This is a genomic window from Myxococcus sp. AB025B (assembly GCF_006518215.1).
Taxonomy (GTDB): domain Bacteria; phylum Myxococcota; class Myxococcia; order Myxococcales; family Myxococcaceae; genus Myxococcus; species Myxococcus fulvus.
The window spans coordinates 1-14,552 of the sequence record NZ_SRLW01000252.1 but is presented as its reverse complement, the minus strand read 5'-3'; the positions used below and the strand labels follow the sequence as shown (position 1 = coordinate 14,552).

11 protein-coding genes are annotated in these 14,552 nt (G+C 68.9%); 8 read left to right on the top strand and 3 right to left on the bottom strand.

The window, feature by feature from the left end; genetic code table 11:
* Positions 1-241: 241 nt before the first annotated feature.
* Together FL311_RS32050 and FL311_RS32045 are read left to right on the top strand one after the other, a co-directional pair.
* The gene (locus FL311_RS32050) at positions 242-592 is read left to right on the top strand and encodes a hypothetical protein (protein ID WP_141331184.1); all 351 of its coding nucleotides are present in this window, start codon (positions 242-244) and stop codon (positions 590-592) included.
* Positions 593-834: 242 nt separating this feature from the next.
* Entirely contained in the window at positions 835-1,647 is an 813-nt protein-coding gene (locus FL311_RS32045; RefSeq protein WP_141331182.1) for an SMI1/KNR4 family protein, read from the top strand.
* A 16-nt stretch (positions 1,648-1,663) separates the two neighbouring features.
* On the opposite strand, the gene FL311_RS45535 is transcribed toward FL311_RS32045, so the two are convergent.
* From FL311_RS45535 to FL311_RS32030, 3 genes are all read right to left on the bottom strand, one after another.
* Positions 1,664-3,544, bottom strand: a complete 1,881-nt coding sequence (locus tag FL311_RS45535) for a HAMP domain-containing sensor histidine kinase (protein WP_228557214.1) — start codon at positions 3,542-3,544, stop codon at positions 1,664-1,666.
* Positions 3,541-4,215 (bottom strand): response regulator transcription factor, encoded by a 675-nt coding sequence (locus FL311_RS32035; protein ID WP_141331180.1) that lies wholly within the window; start codon positions 4,213-4,215, stop codon positions 3,541-3,543. The genes FL311_RS45535 and FL311_RS32035 overlap by 4 nt, the downstream gene beginning before the upstream one ends.
* A gap of 113 nt (positions 4,216-4,328) precedes the next feature.
* On the bottom strand, positions 4,329-4,919 hold the full coding sequence (locus tag FL311_RS32030) for a sigma-70 family RNA polymerase sigma factor (RefSeq protein ID WP_141331178.1): 591 nt from the start codon (positions 4,917-4,919) through the stop codon (positions 4,329-4,331).
* A gap of 220 nt (positions 4,920-5,139) precedes the next feature.
* Here FL311_RS32030 and FL311_RS32025 point away from each other — a divergent pair, with 220 nt between their 5' ends.
* The 6 genes from FL311_RS32025 to FL311_RS32000 all read left to right on the top strand — a co-directional run bounded on the left by FL311_RS32025 (position 5,140) and on the right by FL311_RS32000 (position 14,472).
* Positions 5,140-7,134 carry an alpha-1,4-glucan--maltose-1-phosphate maltosyltransferase gene (locus FL311_RS32025; RefSeq protein ID WP_141331176.1) on the top strand — a complete coding sequence of 665 codons (1,995 nt, stop codon included), beginning with the start codon at positions 5,140-5,142 and terminating at the stop codon, positions 7,132-7,134.
* A gap of 15 nt (positions 7,135-7,149) precedes the next feature.
* Positions 7,150-8,805: a maltose alpha-D-glucosyltransferase gene (gene treS / locus FL311_RS32020; RefSeq protein ID WP_141331174.1), complete on the top strand. Its 1,656-nt coding sequence runs from the start codon at positions 7,150-7,152 to the stop codon at positions 8,803-8,805.
* Positions 8,802-10,136: a phosphotransferase gene (locus FL311_RS32015; RefSeq protein WP_141331172.1), complete on the top strand. Its 1,335-nt coding sequence runs from the start codon at positions 8,802-8,804 to the stop codon at positions 10,134-10,136. Before treS ends, FL311_RS32015 begins: the two co-directional genes overlap by 4 nt.
* Positions 10,133-12,337, top strand: a complete 2,205-nt coding sequence (gene glgB, locus FL311_RS32010; protein WP_141331170.1) for a 1,4-alpha-glucan branching protein GlgB — start codon at positions 10,133-10,135, stop codon at positions 12,335-12,337. Before FL311_RS32015 ends, glgB begins: the two co-directional genes overlap by 4 nt.
* A gap of 616 nt (positions 12,338-12,953) precedes the next feature.
* Positions 12,954-13,568 (top strand): NAD(P)H-dependent oxidoreductase, encoded by a 615-nt coding sequence (locus FL311_RS32005; protein ID WP_141331168.1) that lies wholly within the window; start codon positions 12,954-12,956, stop codon positions 13,566-13,568.
* A gap of 430 nt (positions 13,569-13,998) precedes the next feature.
* Positions 13,999-14,472: a hypothetical protein gene (locus FL311_RS32000; protein ID WP_141331164.1), complete on the top strand. Its 474-nt coding sequence runs from the start codon at positions 13,999-14,001 to the stop codon at positions 14,470-14,472.
* Positions 14,473-14,552 lie beyond the last annotated feature (80 nt).

Sequence of the window (14,552 nt, the reverse complement as noted above, 5' to 3'; positions counted from 1 at the left end):
CCCTGGCTGACGCCGCGCCCCCTCCGGCGGCGCGGCGTCAGCCAGGGGAACCTGTCTGGAACGTGGAGCACCGCGCGGGGATGCGCAACGGGCCCGCACGTTGCCGGGCGCGAGCCCCGGGCCCACCGCGCGGCCTGCCTCGCGTCATCGAGGCGCTCCCCTGCCCCCATGTCGACGCCCGCGGGACACACGCGCGCACCCGCGCTTGCACCCTCACGGGGCCCGCTGGAATGGTGGGCCGATGCACGCCCCTCCTGTCGGATGGACCCCGTACGAAGCAGGAGCCTCGCTCGGCTGGGCGGGCTCGCAGGGGGGCACCATCGCTCGGGATGAGGAGCTCGCGGGGCAGTTGCGACTCACGTATGAGCGCGATGACAGCCGCTCGTTCCATGCCGTCAGCTGCGCCGTGTCGGGCTGGTTGCTCCACCATCGCTTCTTCGACAACGCGGAGGCGGCGAGCGAGGCCTATGACGCGATGAAGCCGGCGCTCGAGGAGCTGCGCAACCGGCTGCGCGAGGGCGGGCCCGGCTCCCCCGAGGAGGCGCGACGAGGAGGCCCCCTGCTCGCGGCCTTCCTCGCGCGCTTCCCCTGAAACAGGCCCGGGTCGCGACATTTCCGCCGAGGCGACGTTCAGGAGAACGACCGTCCCCGCCGGAGCCCCCTCATGTCGCCCAAGAAGAAGTTGTCCTCCCTGGACGCCAGGCTGCTCGCAGCCATCGAATCATCGCGAAGGGCGCCAACGTCAATCACCTCGCGACGGATGACGAGGGCGACACCGCGCTCACCCTCACCGTCAACGAGGACGAGCTGTTCAGCACCCCGTCGCCGCGAATCGTGAGCGCGCTGCTGCGCGCGGGGGCCAATCCCAACCAGCCCAATGCCCGAGGCTGGACGCCGCTGCACCTGGCGGCCTGCATCGAGGACGTGGAGCCGCTGGAGGCGCTGCTCGCGGCGCACGCGGACCCGCACCTCGCCAACACCGTGGGCTACTACCCCATCGACCTCGCGACGCGCCGTGGCCACACGAAGGTCATCGAGCGGCTGCTCGCGGCTGGAAGCCCCACGCGGGAACAGGCCGCGCGCAAGCGCATGGACGGCATCTGGAAGCAGATTGGCGACTGGGCCGACAAGCACCACCCGGACCAGGCCTCGCGGCTGACGGTCAACCGCCCCGCCACGCCCGAGCGGATCGCCGCGCTGGAGAAGCAGGTCGGCAGGGCGCTGCCCTCGGACTTCCGCGCGTTCCTCCAGAAGTTCGGCGGCGGAGCCCCGACGTCCCGAGGTCTGTCCATCTCCGAGTATGACGTGTTGACCACGGAGCAGATCCAGGAGCTGTGGAAGGGCCTGCGGGAGCACGTCGACAATGGCGTCTTCAAGAAGGCCCGGCCCCACGAGCTGTCCAAGGACCAGCGGTTCGTGAAGTGGACGTGGTGGCACCCGGGCTGGGTGCCCTTCGCCTCGGACAGTGGCGGCAACCTCTACTGCGTGGACCTGGAGCCCGAGGAGCACGGCAGCGTCGGGCAGGTGATTCGCTGGGAGATCCACGGCGGTCCCCTGGGCCCGTTCGCCGACTCGATGGAGGACTTCTTCGAGGCGTATCTGCGGAAGCTGGAGAGCGGACGCTACGACGCCAGCGAGCTCGAATGAGCTCGAGGTCCCGGCGTCACCCGCGAGGCACCGGGGCATCGTCGGTGAGCACCTCGCCCGAGAAGCACACCTCGAGCCCGCCGTACTCCGACCGGCTCAGCGTCAGGGTCCAGCCGTGGGCCTGGGCCACGTCGTGGGCGATGTGCAGCCCGAGCCCCTGCCCCTCCGGCGCGCGCGTGCGGGCCGCGTTGCCACGGGCGCCCCGGGCGAGCAGCCGCGCGCGCTCGTCCTCGGGGATGCCGGGCCCGTCGTCGAGGACGCGCAGGTGGAAGCGACCTTCGCGGGTGCTCTCCAGCACCACCGCCACGTGGCCGTCCGCGCGGCCGTGGCGCACGCCATTGCCCACGACGTTGCTCACGGCCTGCTCGATGAGCGTCACGTCGCCGAGCACTCGCACGGGCACGGCGGGAACGCCGCTCTCCAGGGAGATGCGCTGCTGCCGGGCGATGGGTTGGTGACGACCGAGGACCCGGCCCACGACGTCATTGAGGTCCACGGGGACGCGCTGGACGTGGGGCGCTCCGGCCTCCAGCCGCGTCGCCGCCGCGAGGTTGTGGACGAGGGAGGTCAGATAGTGGGCCTCGCTCATCGCGGAGGCCACCGCTGTCGCGGACACGGGCTCGCCGCGCGACACGCGCTGCTGCATCGCGGACAGGTTGCCCTGCAACACCGTGAGCGGCGTCATCACGTCATGCGTGGTGTTGGCCAGGAAGTCACGCAGGCCCTGCTCACGCGCCTCCTGGTGCGCCATCCGCGCTTGGATCTCCGCGCGAGCCTCCTGGAAGGCGCGCGCCAGGTCGGCGATCTCATCCTGTCCGCGCACGGCCACCGGCTGCGCGTAGCCGCTGCGGGCCGAGGCGCGCACGTCCTCGGTGAGCATGCGGATCCTCCGGACCACGGGGCCCAGCGCGAGCACCACCGAGGCCACGACGGTGGAGACCAGCAGGCTCCAATCCTTGAGCGGAGGCAGGGAGAGCACGGAGGGAGGCGGCGGCTCCTCCCGGCGCGCGAGGATGAAGGCACACGGTCCACCCTCCCACGGCATGCGCAGCAGCACTTCGAGCATGCGCCGTCCGTCCTGCTCGAAGCGGCGCACCACCGTCCCGTCACTCGCCGCGACCCGCATGTCCTCCGACAACACGGGGGCCCTCGGATTGCGGGAGACGAATTGGGCGTCGTAGGGGAAGTGCTCGACTCGCGCGGGTGCACGTCCGCCATCACCGTCCGCCGGAGGCGGAGGACGCCCGTTGTCGAAGAGAGACGGACCGAGGTCATTCGCCGTGGCCGCGCCAGAGCGCCCGCGGCCGTCTGGAGCATCCGCGAAGGCGAGAGGCTCCGCCCCAGCGCCGCCACGAGCCCCGCCCGGACGTGGCGGGTGCCCCTCCGCGCCTTCATCCTGCCTACGCGGTGGGGATGTTCGGACAGCCTCGGCACCCAGCCCGCCCTCGCGCGCCGGGCGCAGCTCCGCGCCTCCATCTCGCGAACGCGGTGGGGGAGGTCGGACAGCCTCGGCACCCAGCCCGCCCTCGCGCGCCGGGCGCAGCTCCGCGCCTTCATCTCGCGAACGCGGTGGGGGTGGTCGGACAGCCTCGGCACCCAGCCCGCCCTGTCGTGGCGGGCGCCGCTCCGCCCCCTCATCAAGCGGACGCGGTGGTGGCGGACGCCCATCCTCCTCACGCCGAGGCGGCGGCGCTCCTCGCTCCGAGGGACGCGGGCGCCACGTCTCGGGCGACGCCTCGCAGCGCGAGCGCTCCACCTGCACCCGCGCCAGCGTGGCGGCCTCGAGCACCTCCTCCTGCGAGCGCTCCCGCAGGGACTTCTGGAAGTACGCCATCGCCACCACGACCGGCAGCGCCGCCGCCATCGCCGTGAGCGCCAGGCGCAAGCGCAGCTTCACGCGCCCTCCCCCGCGACCAGCCGGTACCCCACACCCCACACCGTCTCCACGCACTGCGCCGGCGCCAACTTCCTGCGCAGCCGCGACACATGCACGTCCAGCGTCCGCTCCGTCCCCTCGCGCTCCGGGTCCAACACGTGCTCCACCAGCCACTGCCGCGTCACCGCCTCACGACGCCTGCGCGCCAGCGCCGCCAGCACGTCGAACTCCACCCGCGTCAACTCCACGACGCGCCCCTCCACGCGCACCTCGCGCCCCAGGAAGTCCACGCGCAGCGGCCCCAGCTCCAGCACCGACTCCGGCTTCTGCAACACCGGCCGGCGCAGCCGCGCGCGCACCCGCTCGATGAGCTCCTCCGGCCAGAACGGCTTCGTCAGGTAGTCATCCGCGCCCAGCTTCAGCGCCCGCACCTTGTCCAGCGTGTCGTTGCGCGCGCTCAGGATGAGCACCGGCACCTCCGAGAACCCCCGGAGCGCCTTGAGCATGTCCAGCCCGTACGTCCCCGGCAGCATCAGGTCCAGCACCACCAGCCCCACGTCGGGGAGCTCGCCGGGCAGCAGCAGCCGCCCCTCCGTCCACCACTCCGCCTCGAACCCCGCGCCCTTCAGGTGCTCGACGATCTGCGCGCCCAGCCGGGCGTCGTCCTCCACCAGCAGGATTCGCTCCCCCATCTCCCGCTCGCCTCCTCTCCCTCCCGGTCACCACGGTGCCGTCACGAATGGATGAATGAAGGCCGACCGTACCCGCAGGTTCTTAAGACTCCCTTAACGTGAGGCGCGAGGCCTCAACCGCCCCGCCCGAGCACGTCGGCGAGCTTCTCCAGCGCCAGCCGCGCCCGCGTCTTCACCGTGCCCAACGGATGCCCGGTGCGCTCGGCGATCTCACGCTGCGACAGCCCCTCGAAGTAGGCCAGCTCCACCACCTCCCGCTGCTCGGGAGGCAGGGTCCGGATCGCCGCGCGCACCCTCACCCGGTCCTGCCCCATGCCCAACGCGTCGTCCGGGGCCAGTGGCGTGGCGCTCGTCGGAGGCGGATGGTGCACCACGCCCTCCGCCACGCGCGCCGCGGTGCCCAGCGAGCGCAGCCGGTCAATGGCGCGCGTGCGAGCGATGGTCGTCACCCACGTCTCCAGCCCCCCGCGCTCCGGGTCGAAGTCGCGCGCGCGCCGCCACACCTCCAGGAATGCCTCCTGGAGCACCTCCTCCGCGTCCGCGCGGGAGGGCAGCAGGCGAAGACACGCCGCGAACGCCCGAGAGGCGCAGCGCCCATACACGTCCCGCATGGCGCAGGCGCTGCCCAAGGCCACCTGCTGGAGCAGGGCCCTGTCGGCCGCCGGGTCGCTCGCCCGCTGAGCAGTGGGTGAAGGAAGCGCCATGCCTTTCCCGGATACCGCAACCCGAGGTGCGGATCCCAGCTTCAAGTATGGGCAGCCGGGCACTCAGCCCCTTCGAGTCCACCGGGTGGGCGTCCTCGCCCCCCATCCCTAACGTTCACGAGCCAACGCGGCCGACGCGCCAGTCGTCCTTCATCAACGCACCCCGCGACACGCCGCCCGGCTTCACCCAACCTCAGACCTATAAGGGCCGCGAGCCGATATGAAAGAGCGAATCGGGAGCGTGTTCATCGAGGGAGTCCAGCCGCAGCTCGACGGAGGCCGTCACGCCGTCAAGCGCATCGCCGGGGACAGCCTCACCGTCCGCGCCGACATCTTCAAGGAGGGCCATGACGTCCTCGTCGCCGTCGTCCGCTGGCGCCAGGTCTCCCCTCAACAGGAGCAGACCGACTGGGGCGAGGTCCCCATGCGCCCCCTCGGCAACGACGCCTGGGAGGCCGAGTTCCCCCTGGCTCGCAATGGCCGCTACGAGTACACGATTGAAGCCTGGCCAGATCTCTTCCGGACGTGGACCTCCGAGCTGAAGCGCAAGGTGGACGCGGGCCGGGACGTGAAGAGCGAGCTGTTGGAGGGCGCCGCGTTGCTGGAGGGCGCCGCCGCGCGCGCGAAGCCGGTGGACGCGGACGACGCGCGGGTGCTCACCGAGGCCGCCGTGCGCCTGCGCCAGCCCGCGAGCCCGGACCTCATCGCGGTGGCGCTCGCGCCGGAGCTGGCCACGGTGGCGTCGACCTACCCCGACCGGACGCTGGCCAGGCGCCACGAGCCGATGCTCCAGGTCTTCGCGGACCGGGAGAAGGCGCGCTTCGGGGCCTGGTACGAGTTCTTCCCGCGCTCGGCCAGGCGCGACGGCCGCACACACGCGACGTTCCAGGACGCGGAAGCCTGGCTGCCGTACATCCAGAAGCTGGGCTTCGACGTGGTGTACCTGCCGCCCATCCACCCCATTGGCCGCACCGCGCGCAAGGGGAAGAACAACAGCCTCAAGGCGGGCCCGGACGACGTGGGCAGCCCGTGGGCCATCGGCGCCGCGGAGGGCGGCCACAAGGCGGTGCACCCCAGCCTGGGCACGCTCGCGGACTTCCGTCACTTCCTGCAGGCCGCGCAGTCTCACGGCATCGAGGTGGCGCTGGACCTGGCCTACCAGTGCTCGCCGGACCACCCGTACGTGAAGGAGCATCCGGAGTGGTTCCAGCGCCGCCCGGACGGCACCATCAAGACGGCGGAGAACCCGCCCAAGCGCTACGAGGACATCGTCAACTTCGACTGGATGGGCCCCGCGCGCGAGTCGCTCTGGGTGGAGCTGGAGTCCGTCGTCCTCCACTGGGTGCAGCAGGGCGTGCGGACCTTCCGCGTGGACAACCCCCACACCAAGCCCATCCAGTTCTGGGAGTGGCTCATCCGCCGCGTGCAGGACCGCCACCCCGACGTGCTCTTCCTGTCGGAGGCCTTCACCCGCCCCAAGGTGATGAAGGCCCTGGGCAAGGTGGGCTTCACCCAGTCGTACACGTACTTCACCTGGCGCAACTTCAAGGGCGAGCTGCAGGACTACCTGGAGGAGCTCACCCGCCCGCCCGTGTCCGACTTCTTCCGCGGCAACCTGTGGCCCAACACGCCGGACATCCTGCCAGAACTGTTGCAGAACGCGGGGCCCGGTGCGTTCCGCCTGCGCGCGGCGCTTGCCGCCACGCTCTCCTCGGTCTACGGGATGTATTGCGGCTTCGAGCTGTGCGAAGGCCGCCCGCTGCCCGGCAAGGAGGAGTATCTGGACTCGGAGAAGTACCAGCTCGTCGCGTGGGACCTGGACCGGCCCGGCAACATCCGGGACTGGATAACGAAGCTCAACTCGGCGCGGCGCACCCAGCCCGCGCTGCACACGTACGACACGCTGCGCTTCTTCGACTCCGACAACGAGCGGGTCCTCTTCTACGGCAAGCGCACCAAGGACGGCACCAGCACGGTGCTGTGCGCGGTGAGCCTGGACCCGTACGCCGCCCAGGAGGCGCTCTTGCGGCTCCCCCTGGACTGGCTGGGCGCGCAGCCCGACGAGACGTATCAGGTGCACGAACTGATGACGGACCAGCGCTCGTTGTGGCAGGGCTCCGACGTCCAGGTGCGCCTGACACCCGAGCAGCCCGCGGCCGTCTGGGCCGTGTACCGCTTCCGTCGCACCGAGCACGCGTTCGACTACTACGAGTGACACCCTGAGAGGCGTATGGAACTGGATCCCCTCTGGTACAAGAAGGCCCTCATCTACGAGCTGCATCTAAGAGCGTTCCACGACTCCAACGGCGACGGCCACGGGGACATCCCGGGCCTCATCGAGAAGCTGCCCTACCTCCAGGACCTGGGGGTCGACTGTCTGTGGATCCTCCCGCACTACCCCTCCCCCCTGCGCGATGACGGCTACGACATCGCGGACTTCTACGGCGTGCATCCGGACTACGGCACGCTCGCGGACTTCCAGCGCATGGTGGACGAGGCGCACAAGCGCGGCATCCGCATCATCACCGAGCTGGTCGTCAACCACACCAGCGACCAGCACCCCTGGTTCCAGGAGGCCCGGAGCGATCCGAAGAGCCCCAAGCGCGACTGGTACGTCTGGAGCGACACCGAGGACAAGTACAAGGGCGCGCGCATCATCTTCACCGACACGGAGCGCTCCAACTGGACGTGGGACCCGGTGGCCAAGCAGTACTTCTGGCACCGCTTCTTCAGCCACCAGCCGGACCTGAACTACGACAACCCCCAGGTGCAGGAAGCCATGCTGGACATCATGCGCTTCTGGCTGAACATGGGCGTGGACGGCTTCCGGTGCGACGCTGTGCCCTACCTCTTCGAGCGCGAGGGCACCAACTGCGAGAACCTCCCGGAGACGCACGCCTTCCTCAAGCGCCTGCGCAAGACGATTGATTCGGAGTACCCGGGGAAGATGCTGCTCGCGGAGGCCAACCAGTGGCCCGCCGACGTGCGCGTCTATTTCGGCGAGGGCGACGAGTTCAACATGGGCTTCCACTTCCCGGTGATGCCGCGCCTGTTCATGGGCGTGCGCCGGGAGGACCGCACCCCCATCGTCGAAATCATGCAGCAGACGCCGGACATCCCGGAGTCGTGTCAGTGGGCCATCTTCCTGCGCAACCACGACGAGCTGACGCTGGAGATGGTGACGGACGAGGACCGGGACTACATGTACCGGGAGTACGCCACCGACCCGCGCATGCGCATCAACCTGGGCATCCGCCGCAGGCTCGCGCCGCTGATGGACAACGGCCGCCGGCGCATCGAGCTGATGCACAGCCTGCTGTTCACCCTGCCCGGCACGCCGGTGATGTACTACGGCGACGAGATCGGCATGGGGGACAACATCTACCTGGGCGACCGCAACGGCGTGCGCACGCCCATGCAGTGGACGGGAGACCGCAACGCGGGCTTCAGCCGGGCGGACTACGCCCGCCTCTACGCGCCCGTCATCGCGGACCCCGTCTACGGCTATCAGTCCATCAACGTCGAATCGCAGGAGCGCGTGAAGTCCAGCCTCCTGCATTGGGTGAAGCGGATGATCCGCATCCGCCAGCGCTACCCGGTGTTCTCGCTGGGGAAGCTGCGGTTCATCTCCCTGGAAAACCGCAAGGTGCTGGCGTTCGTGCGGGAATGGGAGGGCCAGACGGTGCTCGTGGTGTGCAACCTGTCGCGCTTCTCGCAGCCAGCGGTGCTGGACCTGCGCGAGTGGCAGGGCATGGTGCCCGTGGAGTTGATTGGCGACACACCGTTCCCGCGTATCAGTGACCTGCCCTATCAGCTGTCGATGGGGCCCTTCATGTTCCTGTGGTTTCGGCTGGACCAGCCGGTGCCCGGAGGGAGCCGAGCATGACGACCTTGGACCTGACGAAACTGCCCGAACACCTCAAGAGCCAGCGCTGGTTCTCCGGCAAGGCGTGGCCCATCAAGCACGTCAGCGTGGTGGACCACGCCAACCTGGACGCCACCCCCTGCGACCTGTCGCTCGCCGTGGTGGAGGTCGTCTACGAGCTGGGTCAGCCGGAGCGCTATCTGCTGCCGGTGAAGCCGTCGACGGACGGCATCAAGGACGCGCTCGAGGACGACGGGTGCCTGCGCGCGCTGTTCGACCTCATCCGCGACGGCGCGCAGATTCCCTCCGCCTCCGGCCGCGTGGTGGGCGAGTGGATTGGCGGCCCCGAGGGCCTGCTGGGCCTGCCCTCCCCCCTCCCCGTGCGGCGGCTGCTGGTGGAGCAGAGCAACACGTCGGTGGTGCTCGGTGAGAAGGTCATCGTGAAGATCATCCGCAAGCTCGAGGCGGGCGTGAATCCCGAGTACGAGGTGGGGCGCTTCCTCGCCACGCGCACCTCGTTCCGCGCCACGCCCGTGCTCCTGGGCGCGCTGCGACTGGAGGGCGCCGCCGGGGCCACGCTCGCGCTGGTGCACCGGTTCGTGCCCGACTCGGTGGACGGCTGGAAGTACACGCTGGAGAGGATGCGCCAGGCGCGGCCGGTGGGCGACCGGTTCCTGAGCGAGATGGAGGAGCTGGGGGCGCGGCTGGGAGACCTGCACCAGGCCTTCGGCTCGGCGCCGCAGGACGACACGGCGTTCGCGCCGGAGCCGCTGCTCCAGGAGGACCTGCAGCGCTGGAGCGCGTCCATCGTGGGCGAGCTGGGCGTGACGCTGGCGGAGGCCGGCCGGCTGCATGCGGACCTGGAGAAGCGGCGGGAGCGGCTCATCGAGCACGCGAAGCGGCTCGCGCAGGTGACGCCGTCCGGGCAGAAGATCCGCATCCATGGAGATCTGCACCTGGGTCAGGTGCTGCGGGCCAATGACCAGTGGCTCATCTTCGACTTCGAGGGGGAGCCGGCGCGCAGCTTCACGTCCAGGCGGGAGAAGTACAGCCCGCTGCGCGACGTGGCGGGGATGATCCGCTCGTTCGACTACGCGGAGGCCACGGTGGCGCTCGAGGGTGGGACGCCTCGGGGACGGGTGGGCCCCAGCCGCGATGCCTTCCTGTCGGGCTATCGCAAGGCGACCCAGGGAGCGGCCTTCCTGCCCTCGGACGACGCGGCATTCGACACGATGTTGCGCGCGTTCGAGCTGGAGAAGCTCCTGTACGAAGTGAGGTATGAGATGGCGAACCGGCCCGACTGGGTGCGCATCCCCGTCGAGGCCCTCATGCGGATGGAGGAAGGCCAGTGAGGAAGCCCGCGGACAAGGCGCAGGTCGACGCGGAGTTGCAGCGCGTGGTGGAGCTGCGGCACCCGGAGCCCCACTCCGTGCTCGGCATCCATCCGGACGGTGACGGCGTGGTGATTCGCGCCTTCCGTCCGGAGGCCGTGGCCATCCACGTGCTCCCGGAGTTCGGCGGGCGCGTGCCGATGAGCCACCGGCTGGGCGGCGTCTTCGAGGCGCGCGTGAACGGTCGCGACAAGACCTTCGGCTACCTGCTGGAGGTGGAGTACCCCGGCAAGCGTGTCTTCACGCTGAGAGACCCCTACAGCTTCCTGCCCACGCTCGGGGAGATGGACCTGTACTACGCGGGCGAGGGGCGCCACGAGCGGCTCTGGGAGCGGATGGGCGCGCACCTGAGCCACCACAACGGCACGCGGGGCGTGGCCTTCGCGGTGTGGGCGCCCACGGCCGCGGGCGTGTCCGTGGTGGGCGACTTCAACAGCTGGGACGGGCGGCTGCACGCCATGCGGCGCATGGGGGCCTCCGGCATCTGGGAGCTGTTCGTCCCCGAGGTGGGCGAAGGCGCGCGCTACAAGTTCGAGATCCGTCCGGGCCAGGGTGGGCCCCGGGTGTTGAAGTCGGACCCGTTCGCGTTCCGCACGGAGGTGCCTCCGGCGACGGCGTCGGTGGTGCACGACCTGGGGCGGTACGACTGGGGGGACACGCCGTGGTTGGAGACGCGCGCGAAGCACGAGGACGTCGCGCACCAGCCGTGGAGCGTCTACGAGGTGCACCTGGGGAGCTGGCGCCGCGTGGTCGAGGATGGGGACCGGCCGATGACGTACCGGGAGCTGGCGCCCGCGCTGGCGGAGTACGTGAAGTACATGGGCTTCACCCACGTGGAGCTGTTGCCCGTGTCGGAGCATCCGTACGGTGGCTCGTGGGGGTATCAGGTCAGCGGCTACTACGCGCCCACGGCGCGCTTCGGACATCCGGATGACTTCCGGTTCCTGGTGGACCACCTGCACCAGGAGGGCATCGGCGTCATCGTGGACTGGGTGCCGGGGCACTTCCCCCGGGACGCGCATGCCCTGGGCGAGTTCGACGGCACCGCGTTGTACGAGCACGCGGACCCTCGCAAGGGCGCGCAGCCGGATTGGGGGACGCTGGTCTTCAACTTCGGCCGCAACGAGGTGCGCAACTTCCTCATCGCGAACGCGCTGTTCTGGATCGAGGAGTACCACATCGACGGACTGCGCGTGGACGCGGTGGCGTCGATGCTCTACCTCGACTACAGCCGCAAGCAGGGCGAGTGGATTCCCAATCGCTGGGGCGGCCGCGAGAACGAGGAGGCCATCCAGTTCCTGCGCGAGCTCAACGACACCGTGCGCCGCAAGCACCCCGGCGTGGTGGTCATCGCCGAGGAGTCCACGGCGTGGCCCAAGGTCTCCGCGCCGACGAGCGAGGGCGGCCTGGGCTTCCACTTCAAGTGGAACATGGGGTGGATGCACGACACGCTGTCGTACTTCTCGAAGGACCCCATCTACCGGCAGTACCACCACAACCAGCTGACGTTCGGGCTGCTGTATGCGTTCAGCGAGCACTTCATGTTGCCGCTGAGCCATGACGAGGTGGTGCACGGCAAGGGCAGCCTGTACGGGCGCATGCCGGGAGACCCTTGGCAGAAGCGGGCGAACCTGCGCGCGCTGTTCGCGTGGATGTGGGCGCACCCCGGCAAGAAGCTGCTCTTCATGGGTGGAGAGTTCGGCCAGCCGGCGGAGTGGAACCACGACAAGAGCCTGGACTGGCACCTGACGCAGGACCCGGGGCACGGCGGCATCATGCGCCTGGTGGCGACGCTGAACCGCGTGTACCGGGAGCTGCCGGCGCTGCACGACGCGGACAGCGAGCCGGTGGGGTTCCAGTGGCTGCAGCCGGACTCGGCGGCGTCGAACGTGCTGGCGTTCGTGCGGCGCTCACGGCAGCCGGGGCGCCACGTGGTGTGCGTGGCGAACCTGTCGCCCGCGGTGCGCGAGAACTACCGCGTGGGCTTCCCGCTGCACACGAGCTACGCGGAGGTGGTCAACTCCGACGCTGGCGAGTTCGGCGGCTCCAACGTGGGGAACCTGGGACAGCTCCACACGGAGCCCACGCCCTGGGATGGACAGCCGGCGTCCGCGCTGCTCACCCTGCCCCCGTTGTCCGTGCTGTGGTTCACGCCGGGCTGAGACTTCCGTGGGCGGCATCGAGGATGCGCCGCCCACTCGATGTCTGTCTATTCGACAAATCAATCACAAACACACAATGACTGTGAGTGATTTGTCACGCCCGAAAAACCACTAAACATCAGAGCATGTAGGCATTGCCCTCCTTTCGAGCCGCGTCGGACCCTCGAAAAACCACTAAACATCAGAGCATGTAGGCATTGCCCTCGAAACGAGCCGATTTCCAGGCCGCGCCGAGACACTGATAAAGCGTGCATGTAGGCACGGCGATCAGGATCGCTGGTGATCGCGAGCAGGGCCGCGCGATCGCCAGCGGTAGGCGTGGAAGACCTACCTGTACTGAGGCGCAGTGGGTCTCAGTTCCGAATGAATTCAAGGGGATGCCGCCCAATGCGTGGGAATTGCTGAACAAATCGAGCAGGCGCTGTTGCTTAAAGAGCCTGTCTTTTTGTTCATGTAGGCGCGGCGACTCTGATCCACGGGTGATCCAGCTCAGTCCGGCAGGAGGGGCGAGCCATCCGCGAGCCCGTCGAACTTCGGGTTGAAAACAAACCTACCAAACGTAAGTTACTAAAGGTACGCAACGGTCCATCGCTGGCCGTCGCCGGGAGCTTTCGCCATGCATGCCCTCATCGTCGTCGCGCATCCGGAAGAGAAGTCGCTCACGCAAGGCATCGCCGCCCGGATAGGGGCTGGGGTGGAGGGTGCGGGGCATACGTTCGAGCTCGCGGACCTGTCGGCGGAGGGGTTCGATCCGCGGTTCAGCGAGGCGGACCTGGCGGTGCATCGCAGACAGGAGACGCCGCCGCGGGATGTCCTGGTCGAGCAGGCGCGGATCGATCGCTCGGACACGTTGGTGTTGGTCTATCCGGTGTATTGGTGGTCGATGCCGGCGTTGTTGAAGGGGTGGATCGACCGGGTGTTCTCGAACGGGTGGGCGTTCGACTTCGGGTTGGAGACGGGGTTGGAGAAGAAGCTGCGGCACCTGAAGGTGCATCTGGTCGCCATCGCGGGCGCGGACCTGCGGACCTATACGCGGCACGGGTACTTCGGGGCGATGAAGACGCAGATCGACCACGGCATCTTCGACTACTGCGGAGCGAAGGTCGTCACCTCGGAGCTGTGGGTCGACTCGGAGACCCATGACCCCAAGGTGCACCTGGAGACCGCGCATGCGCTGGGGAAGAAGCTCTTCGGCGTCACGGCTCAGGCACGCGGCGCGGATGCCGCCTGAAGGAGCGTGAGTCGATAGCGGCCCCTCGAACCGGCAAAGAGTCAGGCGGAAGACGATTTCAGCCCCAGCTGGTATTCCATGACCTCCGGCGACGATGCGCGCTCTCGCTTGGGGAGCCGACGCCAAGAGGACTCTGGATGCTGCCACGATGGTCGATTCCCCTACTCCTCGTGCTGTTGTCGGGATGCAGCGGCACCACGAGGTCCGTGCGGCTACAAACCTGCTCACGGTTCCCGAACCCTTCTCGAAGGGTGTGGCCACGGTGATGACCGCCGCCCTCATTGCCTACGTGGGGCTCGATACGTTCTGGAGCATGGGTGTCCGTTTTGGACGAAAAGCTGAGCAGGCTCGGACGCTTGCGCGGAGAAGCGCGGGCGTGCACTAACGCTTGGACATGAATGGGACGAATAGAGAGCTGACAGGCGCGGAGGTGCGCGAGCTGTTCGAGGCAGTGCTGCCTGACGCGGAGATAGAAGCGTTTGCGGAGGAGCTCGGAGTGGTGAAGCGCCAACGCAAGCTGGACGTGGTGACGTTCACTCGGGCGGCGGTCATCTCGGCGAACACGCCGAGCGGAGGGATGCAGGCGGACGCGTTGCGTGCCTATAGCGAGTCTGGCGCTCCGCGGGTGGCGCGGTCCAGCTTCTACCAGCGCTTCGACGAATCCTTCGAGAGGCTGATGGGCAGGCTCGCGGAGCGGGCGATGGAGCTCGCCCGGTTGGAGAAGGTGGACTTGCCGGGGATTCTGGGGGGTGTGAAGGACTGGCGCATCGTGGACTCGTCCACGGTGAAGGTGCGTGATGCGCTGAAGGCCGACTTGCCGGGGACGGGCGACTACGCCGCGCTGAAGGTGCACCAGACTGAAGTGGACCCCGTTTTTTGGACCACCCCCATCTTTGCGTTTTGAGCCGACTCCCACGTAGGAGAACGGCCATGAAGCAGAGGAACAAGAAGCGGTTCGACCCGGAGTTCAAGGCCCGCGTGGCG

Excerpts from the sequence above, each read along its gene's own strand:
- FL311_RS32050 (WP_141331184.1), top strand. The coding sequence starts at position 242 with ATGCACGCCCCTCCTGTCGGATGGACCCCGTACGAAGCAGGAGCCTCG.
- FL311_RS32035 (WP_141331180.1), bottom strand. The coding sequence starts at position 4,215 with ATGGGGGAGCGAATCCTGCTGGTGGAGGACGACGCCCGGCTGGGCGCG.
- treS (WP_141331174.1), top strand. The coding sequence starts at position 7,150 with ATGGAACTGGATCCCCTCTGGTACAAGAAGGCCCTCATCTACGAGCTG.
- FL311_RS32025 (WP_141331176.1), top strand. The coding sequence starts at position 5,140 with ATGAAAGAGCGAATCGGGAGCGTGTTCATCGAGGGAGTCCAGCCGCAG.
- FL311_RS32030 (WP_141331178.1), bottom strand. The coding sequence starts at position 4,919 with ATGGCGCTTCCTTCACCCACTGCTCAGCGGGCGAGCGACCCGGCGGCC.
- FL311_RS32005 (WP_141331168.1), top strand. The coding sequence starts at position 12,954 with ATGCATGCCCTCATCGTCGTCGCGCATCCGGAAGAGAAGTCGCTCACG.
- FL311_RS32015 (WP_141331172.1), top strand. The coding sequence starts at position 8,802 with ATGACGACCTTGGACCTGACGAAACTGCCCGAACACCTCAAGAGCCAG.